Raw genomic sequence first — 17,557 nt, 5'->3', positions numbered from 1 at the left:
TTGAAAATATTTCTCCGCATCTGGTTTTGAGAAATTATTTATTATTTCTTCTAAGAAAGTATATAATAAGAAATCTTTATTTTTTGATTTTATACTATTAATTTTAAGGACATTATCAAAATTAATTCGAGAATCTACAAATACCCCATTACCTGTTTTTATCTTAACAACAGGGAATTTATTATAAAAACTATATAAAAGACAATTAGAATATTTTTCTATTCCTAAATTTATAGTAGCATTAAAAATGCTATCGTGTTTTTCAATATTCTCAAATTGATTAAAGGTATTTATTTGATAAATTTCATCTTCTATAGCTTGTTTTTCCTTTAAAGAATTAAAATGGCTCAAAATTATAGCATTTCTTTCTTTATAATCTTGTTGAGCTTTTTCTTCTTCTTGCTTGTTTCTTTTTCTTTTGTTTTTTCTGAAAAAAGAAAAATTACTTTCAATTAATGGATATTCTAAATTCCTTCTAACATATTCATTTGTTCCTAAACTATCTGCATTTTTATTTAAATAAGTAATATAAGGAGTATCATTTGGATAATTAAAAACAACGGTATCACCTGGTTTTAAAATATAGGTAGCGGAAAAATTTAAATGAAACGGATGCTGTAAGTATATTTTATTTTTAGTAGTAATAACTATAGTATCTGGCTTATTAACATTTTCAACATTTAATTCATAGTCTACAAAATCGTTATTTTCTCTATAAAACATTTTTGCTAAACTATAGCTAACAGAACCACTGGAATCTTTAATAGAATCTTTTTCGTATGTTCTTCCTTTAAAAATAACAGTTATTTTATTTTGCTCTTCCGTTTTTTTAGCAATATTTTTTTTCTTTTCTTGAGAACAAGAAAAATGGAATAGGATAATTAAAAAAAGTAAAAATCTCATAATTTATTTTATTAAGGTTGACCTTAATTAGGCAACCTTTTTAATATTAATACCAAGAAGCTGAACCACAACTTGAACAACACCAATTTCCTCCATAAGCAGCAGCTACAGCCATAGCTGTGTCTTTATCAACATTTTTCCCAACTATTGATCCACCATAATTACATTCTGGACCATGATCTCCTAGAGCTGTACATTTTGGAATATAATAAGCACATGTTCCACCACCTGCTATCGTTTTTTGTTGATTTTTTCATATTTATTTGTATAAAAAATTAAAAATATCTAGACTTTTTAAGTCAGCTATATTTCCGACTATTCTTGTAAAAATATTTTATATATTATTGAGTATATACATTTGATTTCATAGATATCAATATAAAAATACAAACATATTTGTGCAAATATAAAATAAACCAATTACAATAAATTACAGAAAAATTGTATTTTTTGTTAAATTTTATTACAAATAAAAAACCATTCTGAAAGAAAATATATTCTTCCAGAATGGCTTAAATTATTATAAAAAAACGCTTTCTATTTAAGCTTTAGAAGCTAAATAACGTTCTGCATCTAATGCTGCCATACAACCTGTTCCTGCGGCTGTAATAGCTTGTCTGTACACATGATCTGCTGCGTCACCACCTACAAAAACTCCTGCTACATTTGTTTTAGATGTTCCAGGAATATTTTTAATGTAACCTGTTTCATCTAAATCTAAATAGTCTGCAAAAATATCAGTATTTGGCTTGTGTCCAATTGCTACGAAAAATCCTGTTGCAGGAATCTCTGTGATTTCTCCAGTAGTTCTGTTTTTAGCTTTTACACCTGTAACTACTTGTCCGTCTCCTAAAACTTCTTCTGTTTCAGTATGTAGTAATATTTCAATATTAGCTGTTTTTCTCACTCTTTCTTCCATGATTTTTGAAGCTCTAAAAACATCGCTTCTTACTAACATGGTTACTTTTTTACAGATGTTTGAAAGATAATGTGCTTCTTCACAAGCGCTGTCTCCTGCTCCAACAATAACAACTTCTTGGTTTCTATAAAAAAATCCGTCACAAACTGCACAAGCTGAAACACCACCTCCTAATTGTAAGTATTTTTGCTCTGATGGTAACCCTAAGTATTTAGCAGAAGCTCCCGTAGAAATAATTACGGTTTCTGCATGAATCTCAATAGTATCATTGATCCATACTTTATGAATTTCGCCTGAAAAATCAACTTTTGTAGCCCATCCGTCACGAATATCACTTCCAAAACGTTTTGCTTGTTCTTGTAGTTGCACCATCATTTCTGGTCCAGTAACACCGTCTGGATAACCTGGGAAATTTTCTACTTCATTTGTAGTAGTCAATTGACCACCTGGTTGCTGTCCTTGATATAAAACTGGAACCATATTTGCTCTGGCTGCATATATCGCTGCTGTATAACCAGCCGGACCAGAACCTATTATTAAACATTTAATTTTTTCTATTGAACTTGACATATTTTTAATTTTATTTTAGAAGATTCAAAAGTAACAATTTAGAAACAAACTGAAAGTAATATAGATTACAAAAAAACTATTTAACAATAATTATTATTTATTATTCAACCTTTTTAGTAGTTCTTCAAAATTTACTTTTTCTTGTTCTCCTGTTGTTAAATTTTTAATTCCGAATAAATCATTTTTTATTTCTTCTTCTCCTACTAATATTGCAAAAGGGATTCCTCTTTTATCTGCGTGCTGAAATTGTTTTCCTATTTTAGTAGCATCAGGATACATTTCAACTTTTATTCCTTCTTTACGTAATTTTGCAATAGCTTTCATGGCATATTTTGCTTCTTCAAACCCAAAATTTAAGAATAAAGCTGTTGAAGTTGCTGTAACTGTTTCTGGAAATAAACCTAATTCTTCGATAACCAAAGCTATACGGTCTAAACCAAATGAAATTCCAACTCCACTCATGTTTTTCAATCCAAAGATTCCTGTAAGATCATCATAACGACCACCACCACCAATTGAACCCATTGCAACTCCTTTTGGCGCTGAAACTTCAAAAATAGCACCTGTATAGTAATTTAAACCACGCGCTAAAGTAACATCTAAGTCTAATGTTGCAGTTTGTAAACCTATTTCATTTACATTATCACAAATAAATAATAACTCTTCTACTCCTTTCATTCCTTCTTCAGACGAAGCTAATAAATCTGCTAATTTTGTTATTTTTTCAGAAATAGTTCCTGTAAAATTAAACAACGGTTGTACTTTTTCAATAGCGCTTTCAGAAATTCCTTTTTCAATCATTTCTTTCTTTACTCCATCTTCTCCTATCTTGTCTAATTTATCTAAAGCAACTGTAAAATCGATTAATTTATCAGAAGCTCCAATTACCTCAGCAATTCCTGATAATATTTTACGGTTGTTTATTTTTATAGTCACTCCGTTTAGCCCTAATTGGCTAAAAACCGAATCATACAATTGTACCAATTCTACTTCTTGCCAAAGCGAATTTGAACCTACTACATCAGCATCACATTGATAAAACTCTCTGAAACGACCCTTTTGAGGATTATCAGCTCTCCAAACAGGTTGAATTTGGTATCTTTTGAATGGAAACTCAATTTCATTTTGGTGTTGAACTACATATCTCGCAAAAGGAACAGTTAAATCGTAACGAAGTGCTTTTTCCGAAATTTTCCCTGTGAATTTATTTAATTCTATACGTTGCTCAACAGAAATTGTTTCTGCTGAATTTATTTGTAATTCTTCTATAGATTCTGGAATTTCTACTTTACTTTTCTTGTTGTAGAAAAAATTCCCTGAATTTAAAATCTTAAAAATCAAACGATCTCCTTCTTCTCCATATTTTCCCATTAAGGTGTCTGAGTTTTCAAAAGAAGGTGTTTCTATAGGTTGGAAACCAAACTTTTCGAAATTGGTTTTTATAGTGCTAAATATATAATTGCGTTTTGCTACTTCAACTGGTGAAAAATCACGAGTTCCTTTTGGTATACTTGGTTTTTGAGCCATCTTTTTTAATATGTCAATTTGTAAAATGTGTCAATTTGAAAGTAAGATTAAAAAATCTATAATAATCAACATTATAATTGGAATGCAAATATCGAATATATTAATGATTAAGAAAAATTATACAACTAATTACTAACAACTTTTTACTAATTACTAAAAAAAATGTAACAAATTTTATGTTCTAAAGTCTAATAGTTGTTATGATAGGATTATTTAAAGAAAACACAAGAATAGCATTAGACTCTATAAAGGGTCAAATACTACGAACTTCGCTTACTGTTTTTATAATTGCCTTAGGAATATGGGCATTAGTTGGTATTTTAACTGTTGTTTCAGCATTACAAAATACTATTTTAAGTGATTTTGCTTCTATGGGAGCTAATACTTTTTCGATAAGTCGTTATGATTTTTCTGCGGAAATTAATCAGAATGATGTAGATCAGAAAGTAAATCCTATTATTAGTTATCCTGAAGCTAAAGGTTTTCAAGATAAATTTGATTTCCCTTTTACGAGTACTTCATTATCATTTACTGCTGCAACCGGAATTGAAGTAAAATATCAAGGAGAGAAAACGGATCCTGAAATTAATATTTTGGGTGTTGATGATAATTTTTGTCCAAACAAAGGATTATTAGTTGTAAAAGGACGAAATTTTAATTCTTTTGATATTTCAAACAACAATTATGTTTGTATTTTAGGTTCTGATTTTGAGAAAGGGCTTTTCAAAGATAGAAATCCATTAGACAAAATCATTTCAATTCGTGGCGCTAAGTTTAAAGTAATTGGTGTTTTAAAAGAAAAAGGATCAACTTTTGGAAATAGTCAGGATTTACGTGTTTTAATTCCTAATCAAATTGCACGTTCTATTTTTTCAATGCCTAATATTAATTATGATTTAGATATAAAAGTCAACAATGAAGCTTTGCTTGACGAAGCAGTTGATGATGCTACTTTAACAATGCGATTAATACGAAAGCTAAATCCTATTCAGAAAAACAATTTTGGAATAGAACGTAGTGATGATTTAATTCAGACTTTATTATCAAATACTGCTACGCTAAGTATTGCTGCTTGGATTATAGGTGTCATTACTGTTTTTGGTTCATCTATTGCATTAATGAACATTATGTTAGTTTCGGTAAGTGAAAGAACAAGAGAAATAGGCATTCGAAAATCTTTAGGTGCTAAACGAAGTACTATTGCTTGGCAGTTTTTCACAGAAACATTAGTTATTGGTCAACTTGGTGGTATTGTTGGTATTCTTTTAGGAATAGGAACTGGTTTAATTATCGCTTCCCTATTAGGGTTTAAATTTAGTACACCTTGGCTAGCCATTATTGCTGCGTTTATTACCACATTTGTTGTTACAATTATTTCGGGTTTGTATCCTGCAATAAAAGCATCAAAATTAGATCCTGTTGAAGCGCTACGTTATGAATAATTTTAAAGAAGATGATTTTCATTCAATTAGAAAAAATTTAGAATCTTCAAATATTTTAAATTCGAAAGAGATTGAAGATTTATTAAAATTATGCCGACCTAAAACAATTTTAAAAGGTAATTATTTCATTAAAGAAAATAGTGTTTCTAATGAAATAGGTTTTGTTCTATCTGGTTATTTCAGATCTTTTTATCATTCAAGTGAAGGTGATGAAATAACATATTGCATTACTTTTCCTAATCATTTTATTTCGGCTTATTCTTCTCATATTTCTAATGAGAAAACGCTTGAAAATATTGAAGCTATAACTGATGCAACTTTGTTTGTAATTCCAAAAGAGGATATTCTTGCTCTTGAAAAATCCAGTATTAATTGGTTGCGTTTTTTTAAAATGGTTGCAGAACAGCAATATATTGAACTTGAAAATAGAATTTTTCTTCTTCAAAAAGAAAAAGCTGAAATAAGATACAAGAATCTTATTGAGAAACATCCAGAATTTTTACAACACATTCCATTAAATTATTTAGCTTCTTATCTTGGTGTTACACAACGTCATTTAAGTAGAATTAGAAAAGAACTTTCTTATTAGACAAATGTCCTATAGAATTGATTTAATTCGTCATTTCTTTGTTAAAAATAAATTTAGAAATGAAAGAAATATTAATTATCAACGGACATCCAAATAAAGAAAGCTATAATTTTTCACTTGCTGAAGCTTATAAAAAAGGAGCTAAAACTACAAATGCTAATATTGAACAAATAAACATTTGTGATTTACAATTCAATCCTAATTTAGAATTTGGTTATCAAAAGAGGACTGAACTTGAACCTGATTTATTAAATGCTATTGAAAAAATAAAAAAAGCAAATCATATTGTTTGGGTTTTTCCTATGTGGTGGTATGGTTATCCTGCTCTAATGAAAGGATTCATTGACCGAACATTTCTTCCTGGAATAGCATATGAATATTTAGAAAACAAGGCTCTTCCAAAGAAATTATTTAAAGGTAAAACTGCTAGGATTATAATTACTACTGATACGCCAAGATGGTATGACTATTTATTTATGAAAAGTCCTGCTTTAAACCAATTAAAGAGAGGAACGCTTCAGTTTTGTGGAATTAATCCTGTAAAAACCACTTATATCTCTATCATTAAAAACTCTACTATTTCTTTTAGAGAGAAATGGCTTTCAAAAGTGTATTTATTAGGAACTAAATTACAATAAATTATTTCAAAGTTGCCATAATCATTCTATCATTTCCGTAGATATCTTTTTTCAAATCAATATTTTGGAAACCTAACGCTTGCAATAATTCAATAGTTTCTTTTCCAAGATATTGATTGATTTCAAAAAATAATTGTCCGTTTTCTGAAAGTTTTTCTTTTGCTAATTGAGCAATTTTTCTATAAAAAAGTAATGCATCAGTATCTTCTACAAACAAGGCTAAATGTGGTTCATAGTCTAATACATTTTTCTTTATTTCTTGTTTTTCAAAGTTTCTTACATAAGGTGGATTTGAAACAATAATATCTAATTTTAAATCGAGCTCCTTTATTTCATTTAAAGATTTTGTTTCTAAAATATCTTGCTCTATAAATAAAACATCTGTTTCATTTTGTTTTGCATTATTTCTTGCTATTTCTAAGGCTCCTTTTGAAATATCTATCGCAAACACTGTTGAATTTGGTCTGTTTTTTTTAATAGAAATAGGAATACAACCTGTTCCCGTTCCTATATCTAAAACACTTCTCTTCACTTCATATTCTTTATTTTCTTTTAAAATCCATTCTACCAATTCTTCTGTTTCTGGACGTGGAATTAATGTGTTTTCATTTACAAAAAAATCTAATCCATAAAACGCTGTTTTTCCTAAAATGTATTGTATTGGTTTTTCTTTTTTTAATTCAGAAAGGATAAAATTCCATTTTTCTACATCCTCATTAAGAATTTCATAATTAGGATTTAAAGCTAAATCAATTCGTTTTATTTCATGTAAATGTTCGGAAATTAAAAAGAAAAAACTTTCTATTTCCATTTCATCAAAAACGGATTCTAATTCTTTAAAAAAATGTTGTTTATATTGTTTTAATATCATTTTAAAGTCTTCTTCTATATTTTATAATTTCTTTGTCATCCAAATTTCGCAACTACTATGTCCTGTATTTCCCATTGGTTTAGAAATATTTTCAAATCCTAAGTTATGATATAATCTTTGAGCTGCTTTCATAAAAGGCAATGTTTCTAAATAACAAAGCGTAAAATGATTTTCCTTTGCAAAGTCTAAACATTCTGTTATAATTTTTTTTGCATAGCCAGTACCTCTAATTTCTGGCGAAAAATACATTTTTTGTAATTCACAGATATGTTCTTCTCCATTTTCCAAAGGAGCTATTCCACAACCTCCCAAAATTTTTCCTTCTTTTTCTACTACAAAATATACTGATCTTTTTGCTTGATAGACTTCAAATAATGTATCTAAAATAGGATCTGCATAAGCTGTTCCTACTTTTGGAGCCTCTAACTCTATAAAAACATCGCGGATAATTTTTGCAATTTGCTTATTATCTTTTAATTCAATTTTTCGTATTTCCATGCTGATAAAAATGAAACGTAAAATTAAACAAATTGACACATTTGACTGTTAATTGAATACTAAATATAGTATTTTTGTATTCATGAGTACAAATGAATTTTATATGCAAAGATGCATACAATTAGCTAAAAATGGATTAGGAACAACATATTCAAATCCATTAGTTGGTAGTGTAATTGTATATAACAATAAAATTATTGGCGAAGGTTGGCACCAAAAAGCAGGTGAAGCCCATGCAGAAGTAAATGCAATAAATGCTGTAAAAGATAAAACATTATTGAGCAAGTCAACCATTTATGTGAGTTTAGAGCCTTGCAGTCATTTTGGAAAAACACCTCCTTGTTGTGATTTGATTATTTCACATAAAATTCCAAATGTAGTTATAGGAACAATTGATCCTTTTGCAAAAGTTGCAGGAAATGGTATTAAACGCTTAATAGAAGCAGGAAAAAAAGTAACTGTTGGTGTTCTTGAGAATGAGTGTAATGAATTAAACAAGCGTTTCTTTACGTTTCATCAAAAAAAACGTCCTTATATAATTCTAAAATGGGCAGAAAGTTCAGATGGTTTTATTGCTCCTCTAACGAAAGATAAGCAAAAGCCTGTTTGGATTACAAATTTATATTCTAGACAATTAGTTCATAAATGGAGAACGGAAGAACAAGCTATTTTAGTAGGAACTCAAACCGTTTTAGATGATAATCCAATGCTAAATGCTAGAGATTTTAAAGGAACTAATCCTATTCGAATTGTTATAGATAAAAGCAATAGAATTAATGATCAACACCATGTTAAAGACAATTTGACAAAGACTTTTATTTATACAGAAACGGGAAAATTAACAAATTACAATAACTTATTTTACGATTATATCAAATTTGATGATGATTTTTTATTAAATTTAACAAAAAATTTACACAAGAAAGATATTCAATCTATAATTATAGAAGGTGGAGCAAAAACACTTCAGCATTTTATAAATTTAAATTTATGGGATGAAGCACGTGTTTTTATAGGTAACGCAGAATTTAAAACAGGAATAAAAGCTCCTATTTTAAACAAACCGTTTAATAAAACCTATTCCATTATAGGTGATAAATTAAATTATTCAAGAAACTATGATTGACACAATAATTTTTGATTTTGGCAATGTTTTCATTGATATAGACTATAACGCAACTCAAACTGCTCTTAAATCGCTTGGGGTTAAAGAATGGAACTCAGAATTAGATGCCTTAAACAAGGAATATGAAATGGGCAAAATTGATGAGTTACAATTTATAGAAAGTATACAAAAGCATACTGATGGGGCTGATTTAATTTCTATTAGATCTGCTTGGAATGCATTACTATTAGATTTTCCATTGTATCGATTAGAATTTCTTCAAATGATATCTTCAAAATACAGGCTTTTTCTTCTTAGCAATACTGATTCTACTCACATTGATAAATTTGAACATAAAGTAGGTCAATCATTTGCAAGAGATTTTTATAGTTGCTTTGAAAAAGTGTACTTTTCATTTGAAATTGGCAAACGAAAACCAGATGAAAATACTTATAAATATGTTATAAATAGTCATAATTTAACACCGAAAAAGACTTTATTTGTTGACGATAGATTAGAAAACATCGAAGGTGCTAAAAAAAACGGTCTTCTTACTTGGCACTTAAACCCTGAAGTAGATGATGTTACAAATTTACTTGAGATTATAAAAACTTTTCATGATTAAAAAACTGACATTCAATAAGGCATAATTTAATAGAAAAGGCTAGATTACTCTAGCCCTTAATATAAATAGCCTATTAAACTATTCAACCTAAAATTAACATTTTACTCAAAAAACAAACAAAAACTTTTTTAAAAAATATTTATTTAGGGTTTTTAAAATTCATTTGTTTATTTGTTTGTTTAATTGTTTTTAGCACATTTAAACTTGAAACACTTATTTAAAAATATTCAACCCCAATTTTTACTTATTAAGCTATTAATATAGTACAAAACAAAGACAAAGAATTTTAAATTTTTATGTTATATCAATTAAATTACCATTAATAAATTACTAAATATAACTAGATTACAAATTTCAGGCTTTTAATCAATACAAAAACTATATTTGAGACTCTATTTTTAGTACATCAAATACATTAATTTTAATTTAATTACTCTCGAATTATATTCCGAAAAACATTCAATTTCATTCGTTTTTTATTATTATCTCTAGTGCTTATAAACTCTTAATCAGTTTACTTCGGATATTGTATCATCTCTAAAATTAAAATTTAGAAAAATTGACGTGCTTTTTTTTATACTTTTTCATGATTTTATATTTATATCTTTGCAGAAGATTCATAACTAGTTTTTTAGCCCCGAAAATTAGAGATCTATAACAAACAAATTACATCTAGAAAAAAGTTGCATTGCGACCAGAACTTCTTTAATGTAATTGATTACATTGATTATATGTAATATAAAATAAACAGCTAAAAAACTAACAAATTTATGAAATTAAGAAAATTTCAACTTCTTATTCTATTATTACAATTCTCTTTTTCTTTTAGTCAAATTTCGATAAGTGAATCATTTAACAACAGTATTAATGACACACTAAAACCCTTAAAAAGGGAAAATCTTAAAATAAAGGAAGTTTGTAAAATTTTAAATTTACAACCCTCTTTTTATTCTTCAAAGCATAAGGTTGATTTTGATAATTTGTTTTTTGATTTGAAAAAGTCAATAAATACTATTGTAAAAAAAAACGATAAAATTAATGCTTATTATACTCTAATGACTTATTCAATGAATAATTTTGAAGAATATGAGAATAATATATCATATCCAGATTCCATCATAAAATATATAGGAAATGACATAAAAGGGAATGAAGTAAATTTAATTACAACTTATACCATTTTATCTAATCATAATTTAAGTAATGATAATTTTGAGGTAGCATTAAACTATTGTAATGAAGCACTTAAATTATTTAATAAAACTCCAAAAAACAAACAACATTTTTTTGTAAATATCTACAACTCATTTGGAAATATTTACAAATATACATATCAATTTGACAAGAGTAATTATTATTTTCAAAAAGCAAATACTGTTGTAGACTCTAACTCTAATTACTATAAAGACTATTATAGATTTGCAAATAAAGATCTTATTGTTGAGAATAAAATTCTAAAATTTCTTCAAGAAAAGGATAACTTATTACTTGATCAAGCGTCAAAAATCCAAAAAGAAATTTTAATTAATAACCCAAAAGATGAATGGCTTTCAAAATGGCATTTACACAATTCTTATATTTATTATTTTAAAAATGATTTTGCAGAAGCTCAAAAAGAACTAGCGAAATCAAACTCAATTAAGCATAAGAAGCGTAATTGGAAAATAATGGACAGTTATTATTCAACTATTGAAGCTTTGATCGATTTTAAAATTGGAAACGAAGAAAAAGCAATTAGAATAATTGAAAGTAATACTATTGATGAATATTTTGAAAATCTTTTATATACAGAAGTTTACAATTATTATAAAAAAAATGGTAATTATCATAAAGCAAACGTGTATTTAGAAAAATTACTTGCCAGTAGAGCTTTTGAAAATCTTTATAAGAATAAAGGAGAAATTTTAATTGCTCAAAATAAACATAATGTTAGAGAAAAAGAAATTGAAATTGAAAACTTAAAAGAAATTGCTACAATAAGGAAGGTAAAACATAGACTTCAAATTGCTGTTCTAATTCTTGCAATTATTCTCATTTTTATATTTTTAATTCAAATAACAAGAAGACAGCAAATTAAGAAAACAGAGGAAAAAAAGAAATACCAACAAAAGATAAAGTTCATAAAAAAGTCTTTAAAAAATGCTGAAAATAAAATTTTAAATGAAAGAAAAAAAATTGGAATATCAATACATAATACTCTTTTAGGAAATATAATTACACTTCAATATCAGGTTAAACATTTTATAACTAATACTAAAAATGATAAAATATTAAAAGAGTTAATTTATATTGAAAAAGAATTAAGCCTTATTTACAAAGACGCTAGAAATTTTTCACATTCATTAGCATCAGTTTCCAAAAAGAATAATTCTGAAGATATTTTTTTCTACTTAGAAGATATCAAAAAGAAATTTAATAAAATGAACTTATTAAATATAAATATTGAGATTGAAGAAAGCACCAAGAATCAAATCTTAACATTGAAAAATAGACAAATCACGCAAAAGTTAATTCCGGTGATTAAAGAAACTATTTCAAACACAATTAAGCATACAAATTCTAAAAATTATACATTAAAATTTGAAATAATAAATGAGAATAAATTAATTATAAAAATTATTAATGATGGTGTTTTACTTACTAATTCTAAAAATAAAAAACCTGGAATTGGTCTTACATCACTAAGAAAGGAAATTGAAGAAATAAATGGCTTTTTTGAGACTAAACTGCTTCAATCTGGTTTTGAAATAAACATCAACTTTCCGATATCTTAATATCCAAAATTATATCCTTTTTCAATTGATTTTTAAAACTAGATCAACCATTCAATTTACTCCCGTTTTCACTATCAATCTATTGGTATAATTATGAATGGTATTAACACTGAGATTTAATTCTTCAAAACTATATTCTAATAGAACTTAAAATAAGTACACAATTCAATAGAATTATTAAATGTATAAATGGTTATATCTAAAATTTACTTCCTAAATGTAATAAAAGCAAATTAATCATAATTTTATAATCATCCAAAATCCATATTCTAATCATTTGATTAAAAATCAAACAGTTAACATTAAACCAAAACCCATATAAAATTACTATTTCTTAATGAATTTAAGCATTTTGATCTAGTTCTCCAAATCAATTTTCAAGACTCTTGAATCTTAATATTCTATATTTTATAAATTTTGATGTAATTTTGCTTACTATTTCATTTAAATTACTACTATAACATTCAAATAAAAATATTTTAAAACTACTTGTGATTTTTGAAATATCATTTAGTACTAAAAACCAATTATGATCGAATCTACAAAAGATACCTATAAAACATTAGAATCAGCATCAGAAGAAATATTATATAAAGAAAAAAATAGTAAGTTTTTTGGATATGCTTATCCTGTTAAAAATGAAGAAGAAGTCAAAGAAATCATAATTCAATTAAAAAAACAACATCATTCTGCTCGACATTGGTGTTATGCTTTTCAATTAGGAACAGAAACAGTCTACTACAGAGCTAATGATGATGGAGAACCAAACAACAGCGCAGGAGCTCCTATTTATGGTCAGATTCAATCTTTTGATGTTACAAATGTTTTAATTGTAGTAGTTCGATATTTTGGTGGTGTAAAACTTGGTGTTGGAGGTTTAATTTCAGCTTATAAAACAGCCGCACAAATGGCTTTAGAAACATCGAATATTGTTGAAAAAACAATTGATGTACATTACAAAATACTATTTGACTATAAAAACATGAATAAAGTGATGAGAGTTATTAAAGAACAAAACTTAAATATAATTTCTCAAAAGATGGAAATGAATTGCGAAATTGAAATTGCAACACGGAAACAAAATGCAGAAAAAATATTAGAAATATTTAATTCTTTATTTGAAATTACAATAAAAAAAATTGTCGAATAATTAAATCCGACAATCTTTTAAAATTTAGCTTAAAATAGCATTTAATTTCTCCGTTATATAATCTGGAGGCAAGCAAGGTTTACCTGTTTTCATGTCTACAAAAACTAACATTGAATAACCCGTTGTTAATAACTCCATTTTTTCATTATAAATTTCGTAATCAAATTCTATCTTAACTGTTGATTGATTTTTAAAGATTGTTTTAACAGTAAGAAGATCATCATAACGTGCTGGCTTTTTATAATTCATGTTTAGTGCAACAACAGGCAACATTACTCCATTTTCTTCCATCCATTTATAAGAAATCCCCATGTTTCTTAGCCATTCCACTCTTCCCATCTCAAAATATTGAGCATAATTACCATGATAAACTACTCCCATTTGATCTGTTTCTGCATATCTAACTCTAACTTCAAATTGATATTCTCTCATTATATTTTATATTTTAAATTACATTAATTTTACTAAGCCTTAACCTACCTACAATATTTTTTTTACAAAATCAATAGGGTTTTGATTTTTTTTTACCGAAAATTGTTCACATATTTGTTGTCACAATTACAAAGCTATTAACTCATATATTCTTTGTAAGATGACTACTATAAAATCTATAAAGAAAAACTATAAAAAAAGCAAATATATGGATAAAACTGCGCAATCGGTATGGAAAAATTGTCTGCTATTCATAAAGGATAACATTCAGGAGCAAGCCTACAAAACATGGTTTGAACCCATACAGTCGGTTGACTTAAATGACAATGCGCTTTCTATTCAGGTTCCTAGTAAATTCTTTTATGAATGGCTAGAAGAACACTATGTTAAACTTTTAAAAGTTGCACTTACTAAAGAACTTGGTCCAAGTGCAAAATTATTATATAAAATTAGAATGGAAAATACCTATGGTAATAAACTTCCATTCACTGAACAAATTCCTAGTAACAATAGACAACCTGTAAAAACACAAGAAGTAGATGTACCTATAGTTCAGAAAAACCCTGAATTGAAAAATCCTTTTATTATTCCTGGTATTAGAAACATTAATATTGATTCTCAATTAAATGCTAATTATAGCTTCGATAATTTCCTTGAGGGAGATTCTAATCGTTTAGCTAGAAGTGCTGGTTTAGCTGTTGCAAACAAACCTGGAGGAACATCATTTAACCCTTTATTAATTTTTGGAGGAGTTGGATTAGGAAAAACGCATTTAGCACATGCAATAGGTGTAGAGATTAAAGATAAATTTCCTGAAAAAACTGTTTTATATATTTCAGCAGAAATTTTTACACAACAATATATAGATTCTGTTAAAAAGAATACTAGAAATGATTTTATTCACTTCTATCAATTAATAGATGTTTTAATAATTGATGATGTACAATTCTTATCTGGAAAAACAGGAACACAAGATGTATTCTTTCACATATTCAATCATTTACATCAAAATGGTAAGCAAGTTATCTTAACATCAGATAAAGCACCTGTTGATATGCAAGATATTGAACAACGTTTATTATCACGCTTCAAATGGGGATTATCAGCAGAGTTGCATCAACCTGATTATGAAACTCGTATTTCTATCTTAAAAAATATCTTATTTAGAGATGGTGTTGAAATGCCTGAAGATATTATAGAATATGTCGCAAAAAATATAAAATCTAATGTTCGCGAATTAGAAGGTGCTATTATTTCATTAATTGCTCAATCTTCTTTCAATAAAAGAGAAGTTACTATTGAACTTGCAAAACAAGTTGTAGAAAAATTTGTTAAGAATGTCAAACGAGAAATCTCTATTGACTATATACAAAAAGTAGTTTCTGATTATTTCCAATTAGATATTGAAACATTACAATCTAAAACAAGAAAAAGACATGTTGTACAAGCACGTCAGTTAGCTATGTTTTTTGCTAAGAAATATACAAAGTCATCATTAGCAAATATTGGAAACCAAATTGGAGATAGAGATCATGCCACTGTTTTACATGCATGTAAGACGGTTGATAATTTAGTTACTACAGATAAACAATTTCGCAAATTTGTAGATGATATAAATAAAAAGTTGTCATTATAAAATGAGTACAAAAATCTTAATGGTTTGCTTAGGTAATATTTGTCGTTCACCTCTTGCTGAAGGCATATTACAAAGTAAGTTGCCAAAAGATCAATTCATCATAGATTCTGCCGGAACAGGTGGTTGGCATGCGGGTCAATTACCTGATAAACGTTCGATAGAAACTGCAAAAAAACACGGAATAGACATAACAAATCAAAGAGCTAGACAGTTTAAGTTAACTGATTTTGAAGATTTTGATTATATTTATGCAATGGATATATCTAACTACAAAAACATCTTATCTCTTGCTCCAAGTGAGATGGCAAAATCAAAAGTAAAACTTATCTTAAACGAACTTTTCCCTAATAAAAACATAGAAGTTCCTGATCCATATTATGGTGGACAAGATGGTTTTGAAGAAGTATTTAAAATGCTCGATGAAGCTTGTAATGTTATTGTGAAAAAATTATAGTATTCTCTTTCTATTTTACATTCATATTATCTAAAATTAAAACTAAAAGCTTTACCCATTTTTCTATTTACGGAAAACCGTAAAGAAAAACTATTGATTTTAAATAGATTAGCAATAAAAAATGCTAAAAAAATCTATATTACTCGAAAACAAAGCTTCTATTAACACTAAAAATATCCAACTTATAATAAAATCGGAAAGTAGAGAAAGTACTATTCCTATTGAAGATATTGGTTTTATAGTAATTGATAATCCTGAAATTTATATTAGCATTCCTGCATTAAATTTACTCATTGAGAACAATACTTCTGTAATCATCTGTAATACAAATCATTTACCAAATGGAATGTTTTTAAATCTAAATAGTCATCATGTACAACAAGAAATTTTCAAACAACAAATTAACGCTAGCATTCCATTAAAAAAGCAACTTTGGCAACAAACTATTATTGAGAAAATAAATAATCAAGGTATTCTACTGTCACACATCACAGAAAAATCAAATCATTTTTCTTACTTAGCATCAAAAGTATTAAGTGGAGACACTACAAATATGGAAGGTGTTGCAGCTAGTTTTTACTGGAAAACCTTTTTTGACGCAAAGAACAGTAAATCATCTAAATTTAAGAGAGAACGTTTTGGCGATTACCCTAACAATTTTCTTAACTATGGTTATGCTATCTTAAGAGCAGCAACTGCTAGAGCTTTATCAGGTAGTGGATTATTAAATACACTTGGCATACATCATAAAAGCAAATACAATGCTTTTGCATTGGCAGATGATATAATGGAACCTTTTAGACCTGTTGTAGATGAAAAAATATTTGAAATAACACAAGAATATGACGAACAAGAATTAAATACTAAAATCAAAGCCGAAATATTACAAATATTAACTAGAACCGTTTATTTCAAAGAAGAGAAAAGTCCGTTAATGGTAGCATTACAAAAAACAGCTAGTTCATTACAGCAATGTTACACTGGACATCGTAAAAAAATAAAATATCCAAAATTATGGAGCTAAACGGATATCGAATTATGTGGCTATTTGTATTCTTTGATTTACCAACAGAAACGAAAAGAGACCGAAAAAATGCATCAGGATTCAGAAATAATCTTTTGAAAGATGGCTTTTCTATGATGCAATATTCTGTTTACATGAGACATTGTGCTAGCAGTGAAAGTGCAGATGTACATGAAAAACGAATTTACAAACTCCTACCACCATTTGGAAAAGTTAGTGTTTTAAGAATAACCGATAAACAATTTGGAAATATTATTAATTATTGGGGAAAATCTGAAGTTCCAAAAGAACCACAACCTACTCAACTAGAACTCTTTTAAAACCAAAAAACGCTTCAATCTTACCTTATCACTATAAAAAAGAAGCGTTTTTTTAAACGATATTACCTGCTAATACATTG

General features: G+C 27.4%; 17 protein-coding genes. 11 read left to right on the top strand and 6 right to left on the bottom strand.

The features are described from left to right. The 3 genes from SY27_RS18905 to hisS all read right to left on the bottom strand — a co-directional run. Window positions 1-903 (bottom strand): hypothetical protein (locus SY27_RS18905; RefSeq protein ID WP_045971914.1); only part of this gene is annotated, 903 nt, incomplete at its 3' end. 541 nt (window positions 904-1,444) lie between these two features. Next, window positions 1,445-2,392: a thioredoxin-disulfide reductase gene (gene trxB, locus SY27_RS15205; protein ID WP_045971912.1), complete on the bottom strand. Its 948-nt coding sequence runs from the start codon at window positions 2,390-2,392 to the stop codon at window positions 1,445-1,447. Between the two features lie 93 nt (window positions 2,393-2,485). Next, window positions 2,486-3,919 (bottom strand): histidine--tRNA ligase, encoded by a 1,434-nt coding sequence (gene hisS / locus SY27_RS15200; RefSeq protein WP_045971910.1) that lies wholly within the window; start codon window positions 3,917-3,919, stop codon window positions 2,486-2,488. A gap of 200 nt (window positions 3,920-4,119) precedes the next feature. Here hisS and SY27_RS15195 point away from each other — a divergent pair, with 200 nt between their 5' ends. The 3 genes from SY27_RS15195 to SY27_RS15185 are packed head-to-tail and all read left to right on the top strand — an operon-like array spanning window position 4,120 to window position 6,588. Next, window positions 4,120-5,361 (top strand): ABC transporter permease, encoded by a 1,242-nt coding sequence (locus SY27_RS15195; protein WP_045971909.1) that lies wholly within the window; start codon window positions 4,120-4,122, stop codon window positions 5,359-5,361. Then, window positions 5,354-5,950: a Crp/Fnr family transcriptional regulator gene (locus SY27_RS15190; RefSeq protein WP_045971907.1), complete on the top strand. Its 597-nt coding sequence runs from the start codon at window positions 5,354-5,356 to the stop codon at window positions 5,948-5,950. Before SY27_RS15195 ends, SY27_RS15190 begins: the two co-directional genes overlap by 8 nt. A gap of 59 nt (window positions 5,951-6,009) precedes the next feature. Continuing rightward, window positions 6,010-6,588 (top strand): NAD(P)H-dependent oxidoreductase, encoded by a 579-nt coding sequence (locus SY27_RS15185; protein WP_045971905.1) that lies wholly within the window; start codon window positions 6,010-6,012, stop codon window positions 6,586-6,588. 1 nt (window position 6,589) lies between these two features. Here SY27_RS15185 and prmC read toward each other — a convergent pair whose 3' ends face one another. After that, the gene (gene prmC, locus SY27_RS15180; RefSeq protein WP_045971903.1) at window positions 6,590-7,459 is read right to left on the bottom strand and encodes a peptide chain release factor N(5)-glutamine methyltransferase; all 870 of its coding nucleotides are present in this window, start codon (window positions 7,457-7,459) and stop codon (window positions 6,590-6,592) included. 21 nt (window positions 7,460-7,480) lie between these two features. Then, complete coding sequence (locus SY27_RS15175) at window positions 7,481-7,957, bottom strand: GNAT family N-acetyltransferase (protein ID WP_045971901.1); 477 nt, start codon at window positions 7,955-7,957, stop codon at window positions 7,481-7,483. Window positions 7,958-8,039: 82 nt separating this feature from the next. On the opposite strand from SY27_RS15175, the gene ribD reads away from it, so the two are divergent. The 4 genes from ribD (at window position 8,040) to SY27_RS15155 (ending at window position 13,611) form a co-directional block, all read left to right on the top strand. Next, on the top strand, window positions 8,040-9,083 hold the full coding sequence (gene ribD / locus SY27_RS15170) for a bifunctional diaminohydroxyphosphoribosylaminopyrimidine deaminase/5-amino-6-(5-phosphoribosylamino)uracil reductase RibD (protein WP_045971899.1): 1,044 nt from the start codon (window positions 8,040-8,042) through the stop codon (window positions 9,081-9,083). Continuing rightward, window positions 9,076-9,687, top strand: coding sequence for an HAD family phosphatase (locus SY27_RS15165; RefSeq protein ID WP_045971898.1), 612 nt, complete (start codon window positions 9,076-9,078; stop codon window positions 9,685-9,687). Before ribD ends, SY27_RS15165 begins: the two co-directional genes overlap by 8 nt. 770 nt (window positions 9,688-10,457) lie before the next feature. Beyond that, the gene (locus SY27_RS15160; protein WP_045971895.1) at window positions 10,458-12,461 is read left to right on the top strand and encodes a hypothetical protein; all 2,004 of its coding nucleotides are present in this window, start codon (window positions 10,458-10,460) and stop codon (window positions 12,459-12,461) included. 529 nt (window positions 12,462-12,990) lie between these two features. Continuing rightward, a complete protein-coding gene (locus SY27_RS15155) occupies window positions 12,991-13,611 on the top strand; it encodes a YigZ family protein (RefSeq protein WP_045971892.1) in 621 nt (206 codons plus the stop codon). Between the two features lie 24 nt (window positions 13,612-13,635). Here the strand turns inward: SY27_RS15155 and SY27_RS15150 are convergent, their stop codons facing one another. Then, window positions 13,636-14,043 (bottom strand): thioesterase family protein, encoded by a 408-nt coding sequence (locus SY27_RS15150; protein ID WP_045971890.1) that lies wholly within the window; start codon window positions 14,041-14,043, stop codon window positions 13,636-13,638. Between the two features lie 208 nt (window positions 14,044-14,251). Here SY27_RS15150 and dnaA point away from each other — a divergent pair, with 208 nt between their 5' ends. The 4 genes from dnaA (at window position 14,252) to cas2 (ending at window position 17,477) form a co-directional block, all read left to right on the top strand. Next, window positions 14,252-15,679, top strand: coding sequence for a chromosomal replication initiator protein DnaA (dnaA, locus tag SY27_RS15145; RefSeq protein WP_045972440.1), 1,428 nt, complete (start codon window positions 14,252-14,254; stop codon window positions 15,677-15,679). Between the two features lies 1 nt (window position 15,680). Further along, on the top strand, window positions 15,681-16,133 hold the full coding sequence (locus SY27_RS15140) for a low molecular weight protein-tyrosine-phosphatase (RefSeq protein ID WP_045971888.1): 453 nt from the start codon (window positions 15,681-15,683) through the stop codon (window positions 16,131-16,133). A 121-nt stretch (window positions 16,134-16,254) separates the two neighbouring features. Beyond that, window positions 16,255-17,157 (top strand): type II CRISPR-associated endonuclease Cas1, encoded by a 903-nt coding sequence (gene cas1, locus SY27_RS15135; RefSeq protein WP_045971886.1) that lies wholly within the window; start codon window positions 16,255-16,257, stop codon window positions 17,155-17,157. Then, window positions 17,148-17,477, top strand: coding sequence for a CRISPR-associated endonuclease Cas2 (gene cas2, locus SY27_RS15130; protein ID WP_045971884.1), 330 nt, complete (start codon window positions 17,148-17,150; stop codon window positions 17,475-17,477). The genes cas1 and cas2 overlap by 10 nt, the downstream gene beginning before the upstream one ends. Window positions 17,478-17,557 lie beyond the last annotated feature (80 nt).

Source organism: Flavobacterium sp. 316, assembly GCF_000967805.1.
Taxonomy (GTDB): Bacteria; Bacteroidota; Bacteroidia; order Flavobacteriales; family Flavobacteriaceae; genus Flavobacterium; species Flavobacterium sediminilitoris.
This window is presented reverse-complemented; position numbering and strand designations above follow the sequence as displayed.